Here is a 22,170-nt window from a genome sequence, read left to right as displayed (position 1 = left end):
CGCTCGCAATGACGGAGCATGGCGCCGGGCCATCGTTCGCCAACTAGCAACCTCATTCGCGGCAACCGCTTGCGCTCGCTCCACCCTGTACAGGTTTCCTGACAGCCAGTCGCTTGCATTTTGCAAGTCACTATCCTACCTTGCCGCCATGCAGCCCAAATCCCCCTCGATCCAGGAATGCCCGGTCGGCCGCGCCGTGGAGACGGTCGGCGAATGGTGGAGCATCTTGATCCTACGGGATGCGTTCCAGGGGGCGACGAAGTTCGACGAGTTCTCGCAAAACCTCGGCATCGCACCGAACATTCTGTCGCGGCGGCTCGCCCATCTCACCGCGAGCGGCATGTTCGTTCGCCGCCGCTATCATGAACGCCCGCCACGCTACGAATATGTGCTGACGGACAAGGCGCGGGATTTCTTTCCCGTGGTCGCAGCACTGCTGGCCTTCGGCAACAAGCATCTCGCGCCGAAGGGCGAAGCCATCCTGCTGGCGAGCCGCGCTGATCGCCGTCCGTTCGATCCGGTCGTGGTCGATGCCACCGACAAGCAGCCGATCACGCTCGCCAACGCGGTCATCATCGCGGGGCCGCGCGCCAGCCGCGTGATGCGCAAACGGCTCACTTCGCTCAAGGCCATGAACCCGGCCGTTGCGCCGGCTGGAGACTGACATGCGTCGTATCGTCGTGACCGGAATGGGCGCGGTGTCGCCGCTCGCCTGTGGTGTCGAACTCTCGTGGCGCCGGCTGCTCGCCGGCCAAAGCGGGCTGCGTCCCCTGCCAGAATGGTCGCAGGCGCTTCCCGCGCGCATCGCCGGCCTCGTGCCCGACAAGGCCGATGATGCCGACGGCGGCTTCGATCCGGCGCAGGCCGCCGCAGCAAAAGACCAGCGCAAGATGGACCGCTTCATCCTGTTCGCGCTGCTCGCCACCGCAGAGGCGGTCGCGCAAGCCGGATGGGCACCGCAGGACCCGAACGCGCTGGAACGGACCGCAACGATCATCGCCTCCGGCGTCGGCGGCTTTCCGGCGATGGCGGAAGCGGTGCGCATCACCGAGCAGCGCGGCGTACGGCGGCTTTCGCCGTTCACGATCCCTTCATTCCTCGCCAATCTCGCCGCCGGCCACGTCTCGATCAAGCACGGCTACAAGGGGCCACTGGGAACGCCGGTCACCGCCTGCGCCGCCAGCGTCCAGGCGATCGGCGATGCCGCACGCATGATCCGCGCGGGCGAGGCGGACGTTGCAATCTGCGGCGGCGCGGAAGCCTGCATCGACATCGTCAGCCTCGGCGGCTTTGCGGCCGCACGCGCACTGTCGAGCGGATTCAACGACGAGCCAGCGCGGGCCTCGCGCCCGTTCGATCGCGACCGCGACGGTTTCGTCATGGGCGAAGGTGCCGGCATTCTGGTGATCGAGGAACTCGAGCATGCGCTGGCACGGGGCGCGACGCCGATCGCGGAGATCGTCGGATACGGCACCACCGCGGACGCCTACCACATGACGTCGGGACCGCCCGATGGCGACGGTGCACGCCGCGCCATGGAGATCGCGCTGCGGCAGGCAGGCCTCGCGCCCACGGATTTGCAGCATCTGAACGCGCATGCGACATCGACGCCGGCCGGCGACGAGAGCGAGCTTGGCGCCATCGGCGCGCTGTTCGGCCGCAACCGCAGCATCGCCGTGAGCGCGACCAAATCGGCCACTGGCCATCTGCTCGGCGCCGCCGGCGGGCTGGAGGCGATCTTCACCATCCTCGCGCTGCGCGACCAGATCGCGCCGCCGACGCTCAATCTCGAAAACCCCGACGCGGGCGCTGACGGCATCGACATCGTCTCGGGCCACGCACGGCCGATGCCGATGCAGCACGCCATCTCCAACGGTTTCGGCTTCGGCGGGGTGAATGCCAGCGCGATCTTCCGCCGGATGGGCTAGACGCAAGGGCTTGCAATCGCCCCACGCATCGCTACCAAAGCAGGATGACCGAAACCAATTTCTGGCTGTTCCTGACCGCTGCGTGTCTCATCGCTGCCGTTCCCGGCCCCGGTATTTTCTACGTCGCGGCACGGACGTTGTCTGAGGGACGCGCGAGCGGCTTTGCATCGACGGCAGGCACGGCGCTGGGCGGGCTGGTCCATGTCGTCGCCGGCAGCCTCGGCATCTCCGCGATCATTCTTGCCAGCGCGGAGCTGTTCGCCGCGGTGAAATTCGTCGGCGCGCTCTATCTGGTCTGGCTCGGCATCAAGACGTTTCGCAGCGCCGGCCGCGCGCTGTCGCTCGACAGCGAGCCCGTCGGCGACAGGCGCGCATTCCGCGACGGCGTGCTGGTCGAGGCATTGAACCCGAAAACCGCTGCGTTCTTCCTCGCCTTCATTCCACAGTTCCTCGATCCCGCAGGCTCAAGCCCCACGCTGCAGTTCATCGTGTTAGGGGCGATCTCGGTGGCGCTGAACACGCTCGCCGACGTCGTCGTGGTGCTGATGGCATCGGCGACGCGAAGGCATCTGATCGGAAGGCCGCAGCTGATGCGGCGTCTCACCCAGGGCTCGGGCGTCTTCATCGCCAGCCTCGGCCTCTCGCTCGCACTGGCGCGGCGGCCGGCCAATGGCTAGCGCCCCGCAAAGCCGCTTCTATGAGTCGCACGGCCTGCGGCTGCATTACGCCGATTGGGGCAATGAGAGCGCACCGCCGCTGATCCTGGTCCATGGCGGCCGCGATCATTGCCGGAGCTGGGACGCCATCGCCCGGTCGCTGCAACCGCATTTCCACGTGATCGCGCCTGATTTGCGCGGCCACGGCGATTCCGACTGGACCCGCGGCGGCAGCTACGCGCTGACCGAATATGTCTACGACCTCGCCCAGCTCCTCCGCGTTATCGGAGCGCCGCAAGTCACTCTGATCGGTCATTCCATGGGCGGCATGGTGAGCCTGATCTTTTCGGGGTCATTCCCCGAGCGGGTCACGAGGCTCGTCGTCCTCGACGGCGTCACCATGTTGCCGGACAGCCCCAAGGCGCCGACACATGAGCGCATCGGCAAATGGGTCAGCCAGCTCGACAGGTTGCACGACCGCACGCCGCGCCGCTATGCGACCCTCGAAGACGCCGCCGCGCAGATGGTGCTTCACAACAAGCGACTCGCCCGCGACCTCGCGCTGCATCTTGCCACGCACGGCACGCGGCGGAACGAGGACGGGACCTACAGCTGGAAGTTCGATCCCTACCAGCGCGCCTCTGCGCCGCACCGGCTGTGGCCGGACGATCACGTCGCGCTGTGGTCGCGCATCACCTGCCCGACGCTGCTGCTGAACGCAGGTGAAAGCTTTCTGGCGGGCGCCAGGGGAGCGGGCCTGGAGCGCTACTTCCCGCAGGCGCGCGTCGAGACCATCGCCGGAGCCGGACACTGGCTTCAACACGACAAGCCGCAGCAGGTGTTGGGTGAGATCCGGCGGTTTCTCGGGCTGGCCGAGGACGGCACCGGTTAGCTCCGAATCTTAGCCCGGATGGAGCGCAGCGTAATCCGGACCGCCGCAGCGTCGCGCAAGAACCCGGATTGCGCTGCGCTCCATCCAGGCTACGGCAGTGTCACCGCGGAAATACCTAGCTCAACGTTCCCGCATGCACCCACCAGCCGGAGTGGTCGCGCCGGATTCTTTCGGCTGCGGCATGGGCCTCGGTCGGCGCGCCGTAGATCGCAAAGCAGGTCGCGCCCGAGCCGGACATGCGGGCGAGCTTGACGCCGGCGGAGTCGCGCAAGGCCTCCAGCACCTCGCCGATCACAGGCTCGATCCGGAGCGCGGGTGCTTCGAGATCGTTGGGGACGTTTTCGAGAACGTCGACCCAATCGACGATCGACCCGCCCGCCTCCGGCCAGGCCGGAGCTTCGAGGACCGAGGTGGCGCCGACCAGCAGCTCGCCGTTGCGCAGGCCGAGCTCCCTGAACACGTCCTTGGTGGCAACGGGCACGCGCGGATTGACCATCACGCAGGGCATGCTCGGCAGCGCCAAAGGCAACAATTGCTCGCCGACGCCGGTCATGTCGCAGGCGCGCGAGAACAGGCACACCGGCACGTCCGCGCCGGTCGCGAGCGCAACCTTCTGCAGGCGTGGATCGTCGAGCGACAGATTGTTGAGACGCGCCAGCAGCCGCAATGCCGCCGCAGCGTCCGCCGAGCCGCCGCCGATACCGGCGGCAACGGGAAGCACCTTGTCGAGCGCGAAGGCGCCGAGCTTCAGGTTCGGCACGGCTTCGGCCAGAAGCTTGGCGGCCTTGAACACGAGATTGTCGGCAGCATCGCCGCAGGCCGCGGCCAGCGGCCCGGTGGTGGCGAGCTTCAGCTCGCCGCCCGGCTCCAGCGTCAGCCGATCGGCGCAGTCGGCAAACGCGACCACGCTTTCGAGATCATGATAACCGTCGGCACGACGGCCGACGACGCGAAGGCTCAGATTGACCTTCGCGCGCCCTTCTTCAATCAACGCCGGCATCGGCGATCAGCCCCCAAACGCACTCTCAGCCGCCCTTGCCGTCGTCCTTCTTCTTGTCCGCCTGCGCGGCCGAAGAGTTCGAATTGTCGTCGGTCATCCCGTTGGCGATCTTGGCCTCGATCTTCGGAAGCTCATCCGGCTCGGGCTTGAGATCGCGGGCATGGGCCCACTGGAACTTGGCTTCCAGCGTGCGGCCGACGCGCCAATAGGCGTCGCCAAGGTGATCGTTGATGGTGGGATCCTCGGGCTTGAGGTCGATCGCGCGCTCGAGGTTCTTCACCGCCTCCTCGTAATTGCCGATGCGGTAATAGGCCCAGCCGAGGGAGTCGACGATATAGCCGTCGTCGGGACGCTGCTCGACGGCGCGCTTGATCATCTTCATGCCTTCGTCGAGATTGACGCCCTGGTCGATCCAGGAATAGCCGAGGTAGTTGAGGACATGCGGCTGGTCGGGCTGGAGCTCAAGCGCCTTCTTCATGTCGGCCTCGGCCTTGCTCCATTCCTTGGAGCGTTCCTCGCAGATGCCGCGATAATAGTACCAGACGCTGTTGGCCTTGTCGTTGCCGGCCGGCAGCACGTCGATGCCTCGGGAATAGGTCGCGCCGCAATCGCCGAACCGCTTGCGACCGCGCTCGATATTGCCGAGCGCCATGATGGCTTCGAGATCCTTGGCATCGTCCGTGGTGACGCCCTTGAGGATCTTGATCGCGTCTTCAGTGCGATCGGCCGTGTCGAGATCGATGGCGAGCTGGATCTGCGCATTGCGCTTGAGCGGCGAGGTCGCGGGCACGCGCTCATAGACCTTGATCGCCATCTGCGGCCGCTTCACCGATTCATAGAGATCGGCGAGCGAGAGCAACGCCAGCGGATGGGTCGGCTGAAGGTAGAGCGAGAGCTGGAGATAGACCAGCGCCAGATCCTCGCCGCCGCGGCGGGTCAGCGTGGCGCCGATGCCGTAGAGCGCTTCGGCTGCGCCGGCTTGCGCGGAGTCGACCAGCGGCGGCAGCTTCTTGCCGGCCTTGGTGTCGCGCAGGCCTTCCACGATCAGCGGATGGCGGGCGAGCTTCTTGTCGAACGCCTGGTAGACATTGGTCGCGGCCGCGGAGTCCTTGTTGCGGGACAGCCAGCGCGCATAAGCCTCGGTCACACGCAGCATGGAATCGTCGAGCTTGTAGGCGCGCTCGAAGCGGGTACCGGCGTCCTTCTCCTTGCCGGAGAGTTCGAGGATCATGCCGGCGTGAAGGTCCTTGAACAGCGGATACCATTCGGGACCGGCGAGCTTGTCGATGGTGGCAACGCCGCCCTTGGCATCGCCGGCGCCATAGGCAGCCCAGCCCGACAGCAGCGTCGCGACGAGATCGGTGATCGGACCGCGGATCGACTGGTTGATGTTGGTCTGCGCGGTTGCGTATTTCTTGAACTTCAGATCATGCACGCCGACGACGAGACGAGCGACCCGGTTGGTCTTGTCGATGGTGAGGATACGCTCTGCGAGCTTGACCGCCTCGTCGATGTCGCCATCGGCGACCGAGGAGATGAAGGCGCGGTCGAGCAGCTCGTTGTTCTTCGGGTCGGTGCGAAGCGCCGAGCGATAGAAGGCGGCGGCCGAGGTCGCGTCGCGCTCGACGCTGGCGTGGCGGGCGGCGAGATAGCTGCCGGCGGTGGTGAGCGACTTCAGATCGTTTCGGGTCGGAAACTGCGCCGCCGTGTCGGACGGATGGTCCGGCGTCTGCGCCAGGACCGCGCCGGGGACCGTCGCGATCGCTGTGCCCATGAGGGCGATGGCGGCAACAGTCCAGCGGTTGAAACGATTTGAGAACATCAGGGCTCGCCTTGAGTTGGTAGTGCCTGGGTTTGCAGCAGAAGGCCGCATCGCATGCGAACGCGGCCGGTGGCATGGGGACCCGGAACCGTCGGGCCGACAATGCCGCTTTTGGCGCTTCACCGCAAGGATTCGGGCATGTGATCTCCTCCGCACGCCCCAAATCGGCCGACAGCGCCCCAAGAGAGCGTCCAAGACGCCGCCAGTATGGCCTTATCGTGGCCGCGGACCGCTCCCCCGGGGCGGTCCTCACGCGAACGTGCGTACAATGCCGGGGGGCGCGTCACACAGGCCCCGCTTGATCTCGTTGGTCCAGCCGCCGGCTTACATCGCCTCGTAATTCGGGCCGCCGCCGCCCTCCGGGGGAACCCAGGTGATGTTGCCGTTGGGGTCCTTCACGTCGCAGGTTTTGCAGTGGACGCAGTTCTGGGCGTTGATCTGGTAGCGCGGTCCCGCCCCCTCCTCGACCCACTCATAGACGCCGGCCGGGCAATAGCGATTCGAGGGACCGGCGAACACGTCGTGCTCGGAGGTCTTCTGCAGGTTCATGTCGGCAACCCGGAGATGGACCGGCTGATCCTCTTCATGATTGGTGTTGGACAGGAACACCGAGGACAGCTTGTCGAACGAGATCTTGCCGTCGGGCTTCGGGTAGTTCTTGGGCGCATGGGTCTTGGCGGGATCGAGCGTCGAACGATCCGGCTTGGCGTGCGACTGGGTGCCGAACAGCGAGGTACCGAACAGCGTGTTGAACCACATGTCGAAGCCGCCGAGCGCGACCCCGAGCACGGTACCGAACTTCGACCACAGCGGCTTGACGTTGCGGACCAGGAACAGATCCTTGCCGACCGGCGAGGAGCGCCACGCGTTCTCGTAGTCGATGATCTCGTCATTGGCGCGATCGGCCGCGAGCGCCGCTGCGACATGCTCGGCAGCCAGCATGCCGGTGCCCATCGCGTTGTGCACACCCTTGATGCGCGGCACGTTGACGAAGCCGGCCGCGCAGCCGACCAGCGCGCCGCCAGGGAAGGTGAGCTTCGGCACCGACTGATAGCCGCCCTCGGTGATGGCGCGCGCACCATAAGCGAGCCGCTTGGCGCCTTCGAAGGTGCCGCGGATCGAGGGATGGGTTTTGAAGCGCTGGAATTCGTCGAACGGCGACAGATACGGATCGTCGTAGTTCAGATGCACGACGAAGCCGACGGCGACGAGATTATCGTCGTAGTGATAGAGGAACGAGCCGCCGCCGGTCTTCAAATCGAGGGGCCAGCCGAACGAATGCTGGATCATGCCCTTCTGGTGTTTGGCGGGATCGATCTGCCAGACTTCCTTCAGGCCGATGCCGAACTTCGCCGGCTCGCTGTTCGAATCCAGCGCGAACTTCGCGATCAGCTGCTTGGTCAGGCTGCCGCGCGCGCCTTCGGCAAACAGCGTGTACTTGCCGAGCAATTCCATGCCGCGGGTAAAGGAGTCCTTCGGCTTGCCGTCGCGGCCGATGCCCATGTCGCCGGTGGCGATACCCTTCACCGCGCCCTGCTCGTCATAGAGCACCTCGGCAGCGGCAAAGCCCGGATAGATCTCGACGCCAAGCGCCTCGGCTTTGCGCGCCAGCCAGCGGCAGACGTTGCCGAGCGAGCCGATATAGCAGTGATGGTTGTCCATCATCGGCGGCATCATGAAGCCCGGCAGCTTGATCGCGCCGCCGGCGGTCATCCAGTAGAAGCGATCGTCCTTGACCTGCGTCTTGAGAGGGCAGTCGGAATCCTCGCGCCAGTCCGGAACGAGCTTGTCGAGCCCGGCCGGATCGATCACGGCGCCGGAGAGAATATGCGCACCGACCTCGGAGCCCTTCTCCACCACGACGACGTTGAGATCGGCGTTGAGCTGCTTCAGCCGGATCGCCGCGGCCAGGCCCGAGGGGCCGGCGCCGACGATGACGACGTCGAATTCCATGGATTCGCGCGGGGGAAGTTCTTCGGTGCTCATCTGATCTCAGCCCTTGAGACGGTCCTTGGGTCGATTGCGCCCTCTTGTTTCCGATTTTTCCGGGTAGGACAACCTCGGAAATGCGTTTCGCTGGGATGCAAGGCGCCTCAAAGTGATATAAAAGTCTGACTTTCCAAATGATCCCCGAACCCGCACCCACCGTCCGAGAGCTTCTCGCCTTCTATCTGGAGGCCGGTGTCGATTGCGCGCTGACGGAGGAACCGCTCGACCGCCTGGCGGAATTGGACGCCCCGCCGCCGGCCCCGCGCGTGGCACCGTCGGTCGAGGCAGCGCGGCCTGTCGCTGCGCCCACGGTGATGCGCGGCGAGGCCGCACCCGCGCCCGACGTCGCGATTGCCTCGGCGCGCGAGGCTGCGCGCACCGCGCCGACGCTCGAGGCCTTGCGCGAGCTGATGCAGAACTTCGAAGGCTGCGCGCTGAAGCATACCGCGACGCGGCTGGTATTCGCCGACGGCAATCCGCAGGCGCGCATCATGTTCGTCGGCGAGGCGCCGGGGCGCGACGAGGACATCGAGGGACTGCCCTTCGTCGGGCGCAGCGGCAAGCTGCTCGACCTCATGATCGGCGCGATCGGCCTCAACCGCACCACCGCCTACATCGCCAACGTCATTCCCTGGCGGCCGCCCGGCAATCGCACGCCGACGCCGCAGGAGACGCAGATCTGCCTGCCCTTCATCCAGCGCCAGATCGAGCTGGTGAATCCGGACGTGCTGGTGACGCTCGGCAATCCCTCGACGCAGACGCTGCTCTCGACACGCGAAGGCATCATGCGCACCCGCGGGCGATGGTTCGAATACGAGACCGGCCAGCGCACCATCCGCGCGCTGGCGACGTTCCATCCGGCCTATCTGCTGCGCTCGCCGTCCTACAAGCGGCTGGCCTGGCAGGATCTGCGCGCGATCGCGAAGGTGCTGGCGGGCGCGTAAGGGGCGCACGCTCCCTCTGCGTCATTGCGAGGAGCGAAGCGACGAAGCAATCCAGGCTATTTCCGTGGAGGGATTCTGGATTGCTTCGCTGCGCTCGCAATGACGACGGAAAGAGCGTGCGCGCCTTCACGTCCCCTTCGGCCGCACGATGGCCCAGCCAATGCGCAGGAGTTGCTGGCGGCCGGTCACCAGCCATTCGAAGGCACGCGGCACTTCCGGCACGATGCCGGGAAAGCGCGCGAGGATTTCCGGCGGCGGCGTGCCGGCGGTATCAGAGGCACGCCAGACCACGACGCCGCCGGTCTCGCTGAATTTGGCCGGGTTGATCCACGGCGTCCGCGCGGGCTGGGCATCGATGAACAGATGCGGCCGGCCCGAATGCAGCGTGATCAGGCTGGCAAGCTGGGTCTCGCCGGCGACCGCGCGCAGCCGGTGATTGGTGCGGCGGGCAAAGCTCTCGTCGAAGAAATCCGAGATCGCGCGCGCCGGCATCGAGGTCGCGATCTCGTTGGCGCCGGTCCAGGGCAGGAACAGGACGGCCAGCACGACGCCCGCGGCGGGCGCCACGACGGCGGCGGCCCACACCATGCGCAGCATCCGCGCGCGGCGCATCGCGATGAGGTCGCCGGCCACCACGACCACGGCGAGGCCCGACATCATCAGCACGACACCGGCGCCGCCGACGACGGCATCGAGTCCGAACACGGCCGAGATCAGCACAGCACCGAGCGCAGGTGCCAGCGCGAAGAAATAGACGAAGTTGCGGGCGAGCGGTTCGACCGGCGGGCGATAGATGATCGGCGCCTCCTCGCCCTTGGCGACGAACAGGCCGGTGTTGAGGAAGGTCAGCGCCGGGATCGCGGCAGCCCCGAGCACGAGCCCGCCGAGCAGCCAGGCCGCGTGGATGGCGCGGGCGCTCAGTTCGGCGACCTCAGGCAAAGGCGGCATGACGAAGGTCTCGGCCCGCATCAGCCAGACCGCATAGGGCAGCGCCAGCACGGCGACGACGATCAGCGCGAACAGCGGGTCGAGCGCCCGCAGCGTGCGGCGGCCGCCGGCGGTCGAAATCGCGAAGACGACGATCAGCAGCAGCAGGAAGATCGCCGCGGGCGTGGTGAGCAAGAGCAGGCCCGCTTCGATCGACCAGGCGAACCAGGCATTGCCGCGGCGCTGGCCGATGATCTGCCAGGAATGCAACAGCAGCAGCGCCCAGAGCGGCCGGGCCAGCACCAGGGGACCGAAATCGAGCGCGGGCGAGGAGAAGGCCAGCACCGTCATCGTCAGCAGCACGGCGAGCACCGCCTGCTGCGAGCCGACCACGGCGCGGGCGAGATGATAGAGCGTGATGAAGGTCGCGATCCCGCACAGCTCGGCCAGCACATAGACGCCGAACATGTGGCCGCCGGCGGCGCGATAGGCGATGTCGGCAAGCCAGACCGGCAAGGGCGGGCCGAGATCGGTCCCGACCTGGTATTCCCTGCCGAACGCCAGCAGGGTCGCCAGCGTGCCGGGCGGGCTGCGGTAGAACACCAGCGCCACGAACAGCCACATCGCGGCCTGGAGCAGCACGGCGATCCACACGATCAGCCGCGGCCGGGCGCGAATGAGCTCGATGACCAGGGAGGTAAACCGCATGCAACGCCCGAAAGATGCAGCCAACCCGTCCAGCCGGCCCTATTCGCTCACGTCTGTTTTGATAAAGGGCGCTACGCGTCGTGGCAACGGCAGTCTGCCCTAGAGAGTCGCGGAAGCATCGATTTCGACGGCCGCTTCCACCTGCGCCTCGACCTCGGCCACCGCGAACAGGTCCTGCACCGGCTCGACCGTCCAGGGCATGTGCTTGGCCCGCGCCGCCGCGACCGGGGCGAAGAAGCTGCGGTGGTGGATAGTGGGACCGAGGCGGCTCAGTGCGTCGAGATGCTCAGGAACGCCGTAGCCCTTGTGCTGCTCGAAGCCGTAACCGGGGCAATCCTGCGCCAGTGCGCACATCAGGCGGTCGCGGGTCACCTTCGCGACGATCGAGGCCGCCGCGATCGACAGCACGATGCCGTCGCCGCCGATCACGGCCTCGCAGTCGCAAGCCGTGTCGAGCCGGTCGCGGCCATCGACGAAGACGTGGCGGGGCTGCTCGGGCAGCGCTACCACGGCGCGCTTCAGCGCCCAGAGCGAGGCGCGCAGGATGTTGTCGCGGTCGATCCGTGCGGGCGAGGCGACGGCGACCGAGACCTGCGCGGTGGCGCAGATCCTGTCGAAGAGCTTCTCGCGCTCCTCGGCCGTCAGGCGCTTGGAATCATCGATGCCGCGCGGGATGCGGTCGGGGTCGAGAATCACGGCGGCCGCCACCACGGGGCCGGCGAGCGGCCCGCGGCCGGCCTCGTCGCAGCCCGCGATCGGCCAGATGCCGCGCTTGATCAGCACGCGCTCGCGGCGAAAGCTCGCCTTGGCGGGCGCGGCCTTCTTCGCAGCAGCCTTCTCAGGCAGGTCTTTGGCCGACTTTTTGGCGGACTTGTCTCGAATCATGGCCGGGATCGTGCGCAAGCGGCCCGGCCAGCGCAACCGGGAACCAACCGCAATTCCCGTTATTCAGGCCACTTCGCCCTACTCCGCCAGATGCACCCGCCGGTCGTCGCCGACGTCGATGCCGGGGGCGACCACGACCTCCCAGGGATGGCCGTCGGGATCGGCGAAATAGCCGGAATAGCCGCCGTAGTCGGTTTCATGCGCCGCCTTCAGCAGCTTCGCGCCCTTGCCGAGGGCAAACGCCAGCACCGCATCGACCTCCTCCCGTGTCCGGCAGTTCCAGGCGAGCGTGATGCCGCGAAAGGCCGTCGGCCTTGGCTGATCCGGCAAGGCCGCGTCCGCCGCGAGCTGATCCCAGGGATACAGAGCGAGCACCGGACCGCCGGTCTCGTAGAACGCGACGGCCTCGCCGGTCGCCTTCAGGCGACGCGAGAAGCACAATGCATCGTAAAAGGCGATGCTGGTGCGGATGTCGCTCACGCCGAGCGTGATAACGGTGAGCCGCGGCACCGGGGCTGGGAGTTGCTGACTCATGCTACACCTCTTCCATTTCCCCGATCAGAACAGGCTGAGCTGATCGCCGTTCCGCTTTGGCCGCGCAAAATGATCCGTCGTCAGCTTGGAGCGCCGCTTGTTCAGCCCGAGCCGGTCGCAGGCGATCTCGAAGCGGCGGCCGATGGTCCAGGCCATCGGGCCGATGCCCTTCATCCGCTCGCCCCATTTCGCGTCGTAGTCACGACCGCCGCGCATGTCGCGGATCAGCGTGAAGACGTGGCGGTAGCGGTCCGGATAATTCGCCATCAGCCATTCGCGGAAGAGATCGCGCACCTCCAGCGGCAGCCGCAGCAGCACGTAGGAGGCTTCCTTGACGCCGGCATGGGCTGCGGCATCGAGAATGCGCTCGATCTCGGAATCGTTCAGCGCGGGGATGACGGGCGCGACCATGACCGTGGTGGGAATGCCGGCCTCCGAGAGCTGCTTGAGCGCCTCCAGCCGCTTCGGCGGCGTCGAGGCCCGCGGCTCCATCGTGCGCGCCAGCTTCGGGTCGAGCGAGGTGACGGAGATCCCGACCTTGGCGAGGTTGCGCTTGGCCATCCGCGCAAGGATGTCGATGTCGCGCACGACCAGCGCCGATTTGGTGACGATGCCGACGGGATGGCCGGTGCGCTCCAGCACCTCCAGAATCCCGCGCATGATCTTGCGCTCGCGCTCGATCGGTTGATAGGGATCGGTGTTGGTGCCGATCGCGATCATCCGCGGCTCGTAGCCGGGCACGGCCAGCTCCTTCTCGAGCAGCGCGGGCGCATCGGGCTTCACGAACAGCTTTGACTCGAAGTCGAGCCCCGGCGACAGGCCGAGATACGCATGCGTCGGCCGCGCGAAGCAATAGACGCAGCCGTGCTCGCAGCCGCGATAGGGATTGATCGAGCGGTCGAAGCCGATGTCGGGGGAATCGTTGCGGGTGATTACCTTGCGCGAGGTGTCGACCGCGACCGTGGTCTTGAACGGCGGCAGGTCTTCCAGGCTCTGCCAGCCGTCGTCGAAAGCGACGCGCGCCTCGGCCTCGAAGCGGCCACTGGCATTGGACTGAGCGCCCCGGCCTCGCCTGCGCTGGCGGTCGATGGCGACCGCCAGCTCAGGGAAGTCAGAAGGCGCACCCGCCGGCTCGGAGGGCGCCGTGACCGGCGGGTGCTTGAGAGCATGAGAGGATGCTGGACTCATGAAGCCAAGATAGCACGTCGAAGGAACAAATCAAGAACACAAACAAAAAACGTGAAAACAACCCCATGCACAGTAGAGCTGCCCAAACTTCGCGCGCCCGCCTTTGACCTCTCGCAACACCGCTGTCACCGCGATCCCGTTTGATCCTCCCAAGGATCGATCGTGCTGGAACTCAGTTGGTGACGATCCCGGGTGAAGGTCGGCAGGAACATGACAAATCAACAACAATCGGCCGCAGCGCGCAGCGACCTCGATCTGCTCGATCGCTATTGGCGCGCCGCCAACTACCTCTCCGTCGGGCAGATCTATCTGCTGGACAACCCGCTGCTGCGCGAGCCCTTGCGGCCCGAGCATATCAAGCCGCGTTTGCTCGGCCATTGGGGCACGACACCCGGGCTGAACTTCATTTATGCCCATCTCAACCGCGTGATCCGCGCGCAGGATCTGAGCGTGCTCTATGTCTGCGGCCCCGGCCATGGCGGACCAGGCATGGTCGCCAACACTTATCTGGAAGGCAGCTACAGCGAGATCTATCCCGATATCGCGCGCGATGCGGACGGGCTGCGAAAACTGTTCCGGCAGTTCTCCTTCCCCGGCGGCATTCCGAGCCATGCGGCGCCGGAGACGCCGGGCTCGATCCACGAGGGCGGCGAACTCGGCTATGCGCTGGTGCACGCCTATGGCGCGGCATTCGACAATCCCGACCTGATCGTCGCCTGCGTCGTCGGCGACGGCGAGGCCGAGACCGGCCCGCTCGCGGCCTCCTGGCACTCCAACAAGTTCCTCAACCCCGCTTATGACGGCGCGGTGCTGCCGATCCTGCATCTCAACGGCTACAAGATCGCCAACCCAACCGTGCTCGGGCGGATGCCCGACAGCGAGATCCGCGACCTGTTTCGCGGCTTCGGCCACGAGCCGCTGTTCGTCGAGGGCGACGATCCCAAATTGATGCACCAGGCCATGGCGGATGCGCTCGATGTCGCGCTCGCCAGCATCCGCTCGATCCAGCAGCACGCCCGCGACGGGCGCAAGTCGGTCGAACGGCCGCGCTGGCCAATGATCGTGCTGCGCAGCCCCAAGGGCTGGACCGGCCCGAAAGAGGTCGACGGCAAGAAGGTCGAAGGTTTTTGGCGCGCGCATCAGGTGCCCGTTGCGAGCTGCCGCGAAAATCCGGCGCACCTGAAAATTCTTGAAGACTGGATGCGCAGCTACGAGCCGGAGAAGCTGTTCGACCCGAGCGGCGCGCTCATTGCGGAGCTTCAGGCGCTCGCGCCCGAAGGCAACAGGCGCATGGGCGCCAATCCGCATGCCAATGGCGGCTTGCTCAAGAAGGAGCTGAAGCTGCCGGACTTCCGCGGCTTTGCGCTGGACGTGCCGCAGCCCGGCGGCGTCACCGACGAAGCAACGCGCGAGCTCGGCAAATTCCTGCGCGACGTCATCCGCCTCAACGCGCAGGAGCGCAATTTCCGCATCATGGGCCCGGACGAGACCGCGTCAAATCGGCTGGATGCGGTGTTCGAGGAGACCGAACGGGTCTGGATGGAGCCGATCGAACCTTACGACGTGCACCTCGCGCAGGACGGCCGCGTCATGGAAGTCTTGAGCGAGCATCTCTGCCAGGGCTGGCTGGAGGGCTATCTGCTCACCGGCCGCCACGGCTTCTTCTCGTGCTACGAGGCCTTCATCCACATCGTGGATTCCATGTTCAACCAGCACGCCAAATGGCTGAAGGTGACGCGGCACCTGCCGTGGCGGCGCCCGATCGCCTCGCTCAATTATCTGCTGACCTCGCATGTCTGGCGCCAGGACCATAACGGCTTCAGCCATCAGGACCCCGGCTTCGTCGATCTCGTCGCCAACAAGAAGGCCGATATCGTCCGCATCTACTTCCCGCCGGATGCCAACACGCTGCTGTGGATCGCCGACCACTGCCTGCGCACCTATGACCGCATCAACGTCATCGTCGCCGGCAAGCAGCCGGCGCCGCAATGGCTGTCGATGCAGGACGCCGCCACGCATTGCGATGCCGGCATCGGCATCTGGAGCTGGGCCGGCAGCGAGGACGCAGGACAAGAGCCCGACGTGGTGATGGCCTGCGCCGGCGACGTGCCAACGCTGGAGACGCTCGCTGCCGTCGACCTGCTGCGCAAGGCGCTGCCGGACCTGAAGATCCGCGTCGTCAACGTCGTCGACCTCATGACGCTGCAACCGCAGGACCAGCACCCGCATGGCCTGTCCGATCGCGACTTCGACAGCCTGTTCACGTCGGACAAGCCCGTCGTCTTCGCCTATCACGGCTATCCGTATCTCATTCACCGTCTCACCTATAACCGCACCAACCATGCCGGAATGCATGTGCGCGGCTTTGCCGAGGAAGGCACCACGACGACACCGTTCGACATGGTCGTGATCAACGGGCTCGACCGCTATCACCTCGCGATCGAGGCGATCGAACGCGTGCCGGGTCTTGCGACCAGGGCCGCGCGGGTGAAGCAGCAATTCCGCGACAAGCTGATCGAACATTCGCGTTACATCCGCGAGCACGGCGAGGACATGCCTGACATCCGCGACTGGGTCTGGCCGGGCAAGACGGGGTGAGCCGATGCCGGCGTCCGACATGGTTCTCGTCCTCAATGCGGGCTCGTCAAGCATCAAGTTCGGCCTGTTCGCGGCGGCCGAGCCTGTGCTGCTCTGCAAGGGCCTGCTCGACGAGCATGAGGACAAGCCGCGGCTGGTCGTGAAGAGCCCAGCGGGCGAAGAGCTATTCGACAAGCGGAGGGAATCGCCGGATGCGGACGGCGATCATCTGTTCGCCGACGTGCTCGGCTTCATCGAGGACCGCTTTGGCGCGGGCAGCCTGCGCGCCGTCGGCCATCGCATCGTTCACGGCGGGCGGGATTATTCGGGCCCGGTTGTGCTGACGGACGAAGTCACCGCAAAACTGGAGGCGCTGACGCCGCTGGCGCCACTGCACCAGCCGCGCTGCCTGGCGCCGGTCCGCACCATCAAAGCGATCCGGCCCGCGCTGACGCAGATCGCCTGTTTCGACACGGCCTTCCACCGCAGCCTCGCGCCGCCAGCGAACCGTTTCGCCATACCGAGGCGCTTTGAAGAGCGCGGCATCCGGCGCTACGGCTTTCACGGGCTGTCGTTCGAATATGTCGCTGGGCGTCTCGCCGAGATCGCACCGGAGTCTGCCGCCAAGCGCACCGTCATCGCCCATCTCGGCAATGGCGCGAGCCTGTGCGGCTTGCGCAATGGCCGCAGCGTCGACACCACGATGGGGCTGACGCCGCTCGACGGCCTCGTGATGGGCACGCGAAGCGGCACCATCGATCCCGGCCTGCTGCTCTATCTGCAGCAGCATGAGGGGATGAGCATCGAGAACGTCCAGCATCTGCTCTATCACCAGTCAGGCCTGCTCGGCGTCTCCGGTATCTCCGCGGACATGCGGACGCTGCTCGCGAGCAGCGAGACTGCGGCGCGTGAGGCTGTGGAGCTGTTCGTCCTCCGCGCGGCGCAGCAAATCGCGATGATGGCGACGACGATCGACGGGCTGGACTGCCTGGTGTTCACCGGCGGCATCGGCGAGCATGCCGGCGAAATCCGCGGTGCGATCGGCGAGCGTCTTGCGTGGCTCGGTGTGCGTATCGATGTGACTGCCAATGAAGAGGCCCGCGAGCGCATCAATGGCGGCGATAGTGCCGTCGAAGTGTTTGTCATTCCAACAAACGAGGAACTGACGATCGCGCGGCATTGCGCGGCTGTATTGCGGCAAGACCATCGCAGTTGAGAGAACTCGGTATCGTAGGGTGGGCAAAGCGACTTGTCCGCCGTAGCTCAAAGAGCGAAGGCGGAAGCGTGCCCACCACCTCTATCTGGTGGGCACGGCGCAAGTGCGCCTTTGCCCACCCTACGATTCGAGGGCGCAGTAAGGCGCAGCTCACTGTCAGTGAATCCCCGACCAGATCTGAAAGCATCCGATCGCGACCTCGATCACGATCAGCACCACGACGGCGATTTCGAGACGCAACGAGCGCTGGGTGTCGATGATGTCGGTCAGGGCGTTGGCGGTCTCGGACACCGCGGCGAGCTTGCGCTCGAGCGTGTCGAGACGCTCCTTCAATTCGTACTCGTCCTCGAGACGGGCGTAGAGACGATCAAGCTCGGGCTTCTCCCAGAGCACGTCGGGCTTCTCGGCCACCGCAACGCGGCCGGCAACGCGCTGCTGGACCAGAAGCGCGTTACCGATCAGTCGCAGGATGCCCTTGCGCCGGCGCGGCGTGCGGCCGTGCTCGGCGAGCTCGCGTGCGAAGGGCTCGATGACGTCGAACACGGCGGCGACACGCCGCTCGTCGCGGGCCAGCGACGTGCTCTTGGCGAGCGCGTCAGCGACCAGCAGCAGCCGGTCGTCGGAGAATTTGGCGAGGCAGATCGGCCCGCCCGGCTGGATTGCCTCGGAGCTTTCATCCTTGCAGAGCTGCGCCTGCGCAATTTCTTCCTCGTAGGGACTGAGCTCGCCGATCACGCGTGGCTTCAGGCCGTCGATCAGCACCTTTTCCTCCGAAGGAAGCAGGCCGATCAGCACCACGACGCCGTAACGGAAAATCACGGCAAGGCCGGCATGGACGCGGAAGGCGGCCGGCGTCGAGGACACCAGCGTGCCGAGCTCCAGGCTGGACGCGTTGATGCGGTCGCCCAGCATCAGCGCGCGGATCCGCAAGGTCGGCGCGACGTCCGGCCTGGCATCCGGCTTGATATCCGTCTTGATATCCGGCTTGGGCGATGTTGGCGGCGGACTAACAGCGAGTTGATCGGCGTTCATGGCAAGCTCTCGTCGCCCCGTGGATTGCATGCTTTTCCCGTTTCCGGGCCTCGTTCCGCTCGCATCCTCCGCCTGGAGGATTGCGCTCTGCCTGCGCGGCGCGCAATATCGGGAAGAACCCCGGATTAATACCGACGCGGCGACATGACGCCGAAATATTCGGCAACATTGTCACCCCGTGCGGGACATATTTGGATGCGATGGCTCCGCCAGTTTACCATCGAACACTGAAGCCCCGCCGAAAAGTTGCTCTCGGCGCCGCCGCGTGTTTATGACAAGATCATAACGAACTACGCTTCTCCCGAAGTGCAGACACCGAAGCCTCAATCATGCTGAGCGTCATCATCCCGACCGAAGGCGTCGAGCAGACGGCAGTCGCCACTCTGGCCGCACTGGTACCTGGCGCTGCCGCGGGCATCATCAAGGAAGTGCTGCTGATCGACGGCACCCGCAACGGCGTCATCGAGCGCGTTGCCGACGTCGCAGGCTGCCGTTTCGTCGGCTACGAGGGATCCTCGCAGGGCGCGGCGCTCGCCGCCGGCGCGCTTCAGGCCCGTTCGCCCTGGCTGATGTTTCTCCCCGCAGGCGCGGTGCTGGAGACCGGCTGGATCGAGGAAACCACCCAGTTCATCCAGAGCGTCGCGACCAGCGGTCGCGATCGCGCGGCAGTGTTCCGTTATGCACGCTCGCCCTACGCCGATACCGGGCTCCGCGACGTCCTCCGGGCCGTGGCGCGCAAACTGGTCGGCCCGCTGGGCGATCAGGGACTTTTGATCGCGCGTGATCATTACGACCGGATCGGCGGCTACCCGCCCCAGGCCCGTCGTTCCGAGGCGCGGCTGTTGCGGCGGCTCGGCCGCTCGTCCCGGACCATGCTGCGCAGCCGGATCGTCATGGTCGGCTGAGGCTATCTAATACTTGCCAGAGTCAAATAATTGTTTGACAATGGCAAGTATCGAGGTGACCCATGGCATCAACCCTTTCGTCATCCAGCGCTTCGCGATCCGGCCCGTCTTCGACCGAACAGGTCGCTGACGACCAGGTCCAGGCGGTTCGCGCCTTCAGCCGCTTCTACACCCAAAAGCTCGGCGTGCTTGACCAGCACCTGCTGAAGAGCCCGTTCTCGCTGAGCGAGGCGCGCGTGCTCTACGAGCTCGTCCATGGTGGCGAGCAATCGGCCAAGGAGATCGGCATCATCCTCGGCCTCGACGCCGGCTATCTCAGCCGCATCGTGCAGAATTTCGACGAGAGCGGCCTGATCGTGCGCAAGCCGCTGCCGAGCGACCGCCGACAGTATCAGTTGGGCCTGACGGCAAAGGGCCGCCAGGCCTTTGCCAAGCTCGAACGTTCGTCGCAGGACGACGTCGCCGCGATGCTGCGACCCCTGCCGGAGGAAGATCGTAAGCGTCTCACCGGTTCGATGGAGACGATCGAGCGATTGCTCGCGATGCCGCGCGCGCCGTCGCCGCGGGCGATCCTGCGCGAGCCCCGGCCCGGCGACATGGGCTGGGTGGTGCAGAGCCACGGCGCGCTCTATGCCAGCGAATACGGTTTCGACTCCGGCTTCGAGGCGCTGGTCGCCGAGATCGTCGCCAAATACATGACCTCCTACGACGCCTCGCGCGAGCGGTGCTGGATCGCCGACATCGAGGGCCGCCCGGTCGGCTCGGTGTTTCTGGTGAAGGGCGGCGACGATCTCGCAAAACTGCGGCTGCTGATCCTGGATCCGGCCGCACGCGGACAGGGCCTCGGACAACGGCTGGTCGCCGAATGCGTCTCCTTCGCACGGGCCTGCGGCTATCGGCGGATGACGCTGTGGACACAGAGCAATCTGGTCGCTGCACGGAAAATCTATCAGGACGCGGGCTTCAAGCTGGTCGCAACCGAGCCACATCGCAGCTTTGGCCAGAACCTGATCGGCGAGACATGGGAGCGCGATCTGTGATGCTCTCGCCGCAAGATTCCACGTACCGCATCACCGGAGAGCTCGTTGACCTCTACAAGCGCCGCGCGCGACGGCTGCACGCCGAGGCGTGCCGGCATATGTGGCTGATGGTGTGGAGCTCGCTTAGACGGAAGAGGTAGTCACTGGCGCAGCGGGCACGATGCGCATTGCTGTGCCCTCGCCCCTTGCGGGAGAGGGCAGCGCTGCTGGTAAACACAGACTCACTTGGGTGAGGGGTACGTCTCCGAGCACTCCGTGCGGAAAGATACCCCTCATCCGGCGCTTCGCGCCACTTTCTGCCACATCCGCCTTCGCCAAGGCTTCGGCGGACATGAGGGGGAAGAGAAGAAAGATTCTCAGCGTCCTCCCTCACACCGTCGCGCCCTGCGCCTTCGGCCGTCGCAGATGCTCGTCCAGCCGCGACATGATCTCGACGAAATTGCAAGGGCGCGTGCGGTAGTCGAGCTGGGCGGCCAAAATGCCGTCCCAGCCGTCACGGCAGGCGCCGGGGGAGCCCGGCAGGCAGAAGATGTAGGTCGCGCCCGCAACGCCCGCGGTGGCGCGGCTCTGGATCGTCGACGTGCCGATCTTGGCGTGGCTCAGCAAGTGGAACGCGATCGAGAAACCGTCCATGCGCTTCTCGAACAGCGGCTCGATCGCCTCCGGCGTGACGTCGCGCCCGGTAAAACCGGTGCCGCCGGTGGTGATGACGACGTCGACGCCGTCATCTGCAATCCAGCGGCGGATTACGGCGCGGATCGCCTCGACATCGTCGGTGACGATCTCGCGCGCGGCGAGATGATGGCCCGCCGCGGTGAGGCGATCGGCAAGCGTCTGGCCGGACTTGTCGTCGGCAAGCGCACGCGTGTCGGACACCGTGAGCACCGCGATGTTGAGCGGAATGAACTGTTTGGTTTCGTCGATGGAGGCCACTGCTCTTTCCTCTCGTGTCCCGGACGCGATGCCGCGCGAAGCGGTGCAGCGCCGGGACCCATTATGACGCCCGGCGGGACCGGTTTGTGGGCGCCGGCTATGCAGCCGCACCACTTGGTGCTGCGCTGCGTCCGGGGCACGAGACCGTCGCTACAACGCCCCGCTGCCGAACGTGTTGCAGGCCTGCACCGAGCCCTGCTGATAGCCGGTCATGAACCATTGCTTGCGCTGCGCGGCCGAGCCGTGGGTGAAGGAATCGGGGACGACGCGGCCCGTGGCCTGGCGTTGCAGCGTGTCGTCGCCGATCGCACTCGCCGTGGTCAGCGCGGCGTCGATGTCGCCGGGCTCGAGGAAGTTCGGACGCTTCTTCGCCTCGCGGTTGACCCAGACGCCGGACAGGCAGTCGGCCTGCAACTCGACCTTGACCTGAAGCGCGTTGGCCTCGGCCTTGCTGCCGGCCTGCTGCTGCATCCGCGTCACGCGCGGAATGATGCCGAGCAGATTCTGGATGTGATGGCCAGCCTCGTGCGCGATGATGTAGGCGGTGGTGAAATCGCACGCCGACTTGCCGGAGCAGCCACGGAAACGCGTCTCGACCTCGCGGAAGAAACCGGTGTCGAGGAAGATGGTCTTGTCGGGCGGGCAATAGAACGGCCCCATCGCCGACTCCGCCCTGCCGCAGCGGCCGCCATTGGTGACGTTGCGGAACAAGACGACCTTCGGACCCGTGTAGGACTGGCCGCTGGCCTGGAAGATCTCGCTCCAGCGGTCGTCGATCTCGCCGAGGATGCCGGAGATCATGCTTCCCATCTCGTCGGTCGGCGCGCCGCGCTTGGCTTGGGACGACTGGCGATCGGTCTGGTAGCTCGGGGCCTGGCCGCCGCCGGTGAGGATCTCGGCGCCGCCGATCAGGATGCGCGGGTCGATGCCGAAGGCATAGCCGATCAGGCCGAGCACGATCACGGTGCCGATGCCGAGCCCGCCGCCGCCCATC

General features: G+C 66.1%; 19 protein-coding genes. 9 read left to right on the top strand and 10 right to left on the bottom strand.

Annotation, left to right across the window (positions count from 1 at the left end; genetic code table 11):
• Window positions 1-148: 148 nt before the first annotated feature.
• From PMI42_RS06720 to PMI42_RS06705, 4 genes are read left to right on the top strand one after another with little or no spacing between them, the layout of a single operon-like run.
• Complete coding sequence (locus tag PMI42_RS06720; protein WP_008131856.1) at window positions 149-664, top strand: winged helix-turn-helix transcriptional regulator; 516 nt, start codon at window positions 149-151, stop codon at window positions 662-664.
• 1 nt (window position 665) lies between these two features.
• A complete protein-coding gene (gene fabF / locus PMI42_RS06715; RefSeq protein WP_008131854.1) occupies window positions 666-1,928 on the top strand; it encodes a beta-ketoacyl-ACP synthase II in 1,263 nt (420 codons plus the stop codon).
• 44 nt (window positions 1,929-1,972) lie between these two features.
• Window positions 1,973-2,605, top strand: coding sequence for a LysE family translocator (locus PMI42_RS06710; RefSeq protein ID WP_008131853.1), 633 nt, complete (start codon window positions 1,973-1,975; stop codon window positions 2,603-2,605).
• Window positions 2,598-3,476, top strand: a complete 879-nt coding sequence (locus PMI42_RS06705; protein ID WP_008131850.1) for an alpha/beta fold hydrolase — start codon at window positions 2,598-2,600, stop codon at window positions 3,474-3,476. The genes PMI42_RS06710 and PMI42_RS06705 overlap by 8 nt, the downstream gene beginning before the upstream one ends.
• Window positions 3,477-3,591: 115 nt before the next feature.
• Here the strand turns inward: PMI42_RS06705 and PMI42_RS06700 are convergent, their stop codons facing one another.
• The 3 genes from PMI42_RS06700 to PMI42_RS06690 form a co-directional block, all read right to left on the bottom strand.
• Window positions 3,592-4,476 (bottom strand): 4-(cytidine 5'-diphospho)-2-C-methyl-D-erythritol kinase, encoded by an 885-nt coding sequence (locus tag PMI42_RS06700; RefSeq protein ID WP_008131849.1) that lies wholly within the window; start codon window positions 4,474-4,476, stop codon window positions 3,592-3,594.
• 25 nt (window positions 4,477-4,501) lie between these two features.
• Window positions 4,502-6,298 carry a tetratricopeptide repeat protein gene (locus PMI42_RS06695; RefSeq protein ID WP_008131846.1) on the bottom strand — a complete coding sequence of 599 codons (1,797 nt, stop codon included), beginning with the start codon at window positions 6,296-6,298 and terminating at the stop codon, window positions 4,502-4,504.
• Between the two features lie 324 nt (window positions 6,299-6,622).
• A complete protein-coding gene (locus PMI42_RS06690; RefSeq protein ID WP_008131845.1) occupies window positions 6,623-8,284 on the bottom strand; it encodes an electron transfer flavoprotein-ubiquinone oxidoreductase in 1,662 nt (553 codons plus the stop codon).
• A 137-nt stretch (window positions 8,285-8,421) separates the two neighbouring features.
• On the opposite strand from PMI42_RS06690, the gene PMI42_RS06685 reads away from it, so the two are divergent.
• The gene (locus tag PMI42_RS06685; RefSeq protein WP_008131844.1) at window positions 8,422-9,231 is read left to right on the top strand and encodes a uracil-DNA glycosylase; all 810 of its coding nucleotides are present in this window, start codon (window positions 8,422-8,424) and stop codon (window positions 9,229-9,231) included.
• 126 nt (window positions 9,232-9,357) lie between these two features.
• Here the strand turns inward: PMI42_RS06685 and PMI42_RS06680 are convergent, their stop codons facing one another.
• The 4 genes from PMI42_RS06680 to PMI42_RS06665 all read right to left on the bottom strand — a co-directional run bounded on the left by PMI42_RS06680 (window position 9,358) and on the right by PMI42_RS06665 (window position 13,473).
• On the bottom strand, window positions 9,358-10,866 hold the full coding sequence (locus PMI42_RS06680) for a glycosyltransferase family 39 protein (protein ID WP_008131843.1): 1,509 nt from the start codon (window positions 10,864-10,866) through the stop codon (window positions 9,358-9,360).
• Window positions 10,867-10,965: 99 nt separating this feature from the next.
• Complete coding sequence (gene rnhB / locus PMI42_RS06675) at window positions 10,966-11,751, bottom strand: ribonuclease HII (RefSeq protein ID WP_008131842.1); 786 nt, start codon at window positions 11,749-11,751, stop codon at window positions 10,966-10,968.
• 78 nt (window positions 11,752-11,829) lie between these two features.
• Window positions 11,830-12,285: a VOC family protein gene (locus PMI42_RS06670; protein WP_008131841.1), complete on the bottom strand. Its 456-nt coding sequence runs from the start codon at window positions 12,283-12,285 to the stop codon at window positions 11,830-11,832.
• A 24-nt stretch (window positions 12,286-12,309) separates the two neighbouring features.
• Window positions 12,310-13,473: a PA0069 family radical SAM protein gene (locus PMI42_RS06665; RefSeq protein WP_008131839.1), complete on the bottom strand. Its 1,164-nt coding sequence runs from the start codon at window positions 13,471-13,473 to the stop codon at window positions 12,310-12,312.
• Window positions 13,474-13,683: 210 nt separating this feature from the next.
• Here PMI42_RS06665 and PMI42_RS06660 point away from each other — a divergent pair, with 210 nt between their 5' ends.
• Together PMI42_RS06660 and PMI42_RS06655 are read left to right on the top strand one after the other, a co-directional pair.
• A complete protein-coding gene (locus tag PMI42_RS06660; RefSeq protein ID WP_008131837.1) occupies window positions 13,684-16,071 on the top strand; it encodes a phosphoketolase family protein in 2,388 nt (795 codons plus the stop codon).
• 4 nt (window positions 16,072-16,075) lie between these two features.
• Window positions 16,076-17,266, top strand: coding sequence for an acetate/propionate family kinase (locus PMI42_RS06655; protein ID WP_008131835.1), 1,191 nt, complete (start codon window positions 16,076-16,078; stop codon window positions 17,264-17,266).
• 156 nt (window positions 17,267-17,422) lie between these two features.
• Here PMI42_RS06655 and PMI42_RS06650 read toward each other — a convergent pair whose 3' ends face one another.
• On the bottom strand, window positions 17,423-18,298 hold the full coding sequence (locus tag PMI42_RS06650) for an RMD1 family protein (protein ID WP_008131832.1): 876 nt from the start codon (window positions 18,296-18,298) through the stop codon (window positions 17,423-17,425).
• Between the two features lie 329 nt (window positions 18,299-18,627).
• On the opposite strand from PMI42_RS06650, the gene PMI42_RS06645 reads away from it, so the two are divergent.
• Together PMI42_RS06645 and PMI42_RS06640 are read left to right on the top strand one after the other, a co-directional pair.
• Entirely contained in the window at window positions 18,628-19,203 is a 576-nt protein-coding gene (locus PMI42_RS06645; protein ID WP_008131829.1) for a glycosyltransferase family protein, read from the top strand.
• 62 nt (window positions 19,204-19,265) lie between these two features.
• Window positions 19,266-20,243: a bifunctional helix-turn-helix transcriptional regulator/GNAT family N-acetyltransferase gene (locus PMI42_RS06640; protein WP_008131827.1), complete on the top strand. Its 978-nt coding sequence runs from the start codon at window positions 19,266-19,268 to the stop codon at window positions 20,241-20,243.
• 369 nt (window positions 20,244-20,612) lie between these two features.
• Here the strand turns inward: PMI42_RS06640 and moaB are convergent, their stop codons facing one another.
• Window positions 20,613-21,176: a molybdenum cofactor biosynthesis protein B gene (gene moaB, locus PMI42_RS06635; protein WP_008131825.1), complete on the bottom strand. Its 564-nt coding sequence runs from the start codon at window positions 21,174-21,176 to the stop codon at window positions 20,613-20,615.
• A gap of 150 nt (window positions 21,177-21,326) precedes the next feature.
• Window positions 21,327-22,170 (bottom strand): KPN_02809 family neutral zinc metallopeptidase (gene ypfJ, locus PMI42_RS06630; protein ID WP_008131823.1); only part of this gene is annotated, 844 nt, incomplete at its 5' end.

This window comes from Bradyrhizobium sp. YR681 (assembly GCF_000282615.1).
GTDB lineage: Bacteria > Pseudomonadota > Alphaproteobacteria > Rhizobiales > Xanthobacteraceae > Bradyrhizobium.
This window is presented reverse-complemented; position numbering and strand designations above follow the sequence as displayed.